Raw genomic sequence first — 315 nt, 5'->3', positions numbered from 1 at the left:
TTTAAGCGAATTAGGAGAAGTTATTGGCTAAGACTCCGCCCCATATCGAAGGCGAAGTTTTAGCTATGATTGCGGCGGGTTACTCGCTTGCCGCTGTCTCTAGCCAGTTCAGCCTTTCGTATCACACTGTCAGAGGCATTCAGAAGCGAGCTGGTATCAAATCCGGTGAGATTAAGAAGCAAGTTATTCTCAAATACCAAAATGCCCTGAAAGACTCCCTAGCCAGTGATTTCATAAGAGAGAAGGCCTCTGCTCTCCTTATGGATGATCTGGCTTTGTCGTCGAAACTACGCAGCAAATTACATGTGCTTTTGG

General features: G+C 46.0%; 1 protein-coding gene. It reads left to right on the top strand.

The features are described from left to right. Positions 1 to 23: 23 nt before the first annotated feature. Positions 24 to 315, top strand: a 292-nt coding sequence (locus KFE26_RS24455; RefSeq protein ID WP_212601932.1) for a hypothetical protein, incomplete at its 3' end; no start/stop codon positions are given.

The organism is Shewanella sp. M16 (assembly GCF_018224605.1).
GTDB classification, from domain to species: Bacteria; Pseudomonadota; Gammaproteobacteria; order Enterobacterales; family Shewanellaceae; genus Shewanella; species Shewanella oncorhynchi.
The sequence above is the reverse complement of the archived record's forward strand: the minus strand, read 5'-3'. Positions and strand labels throughout refer to the sequence as shown.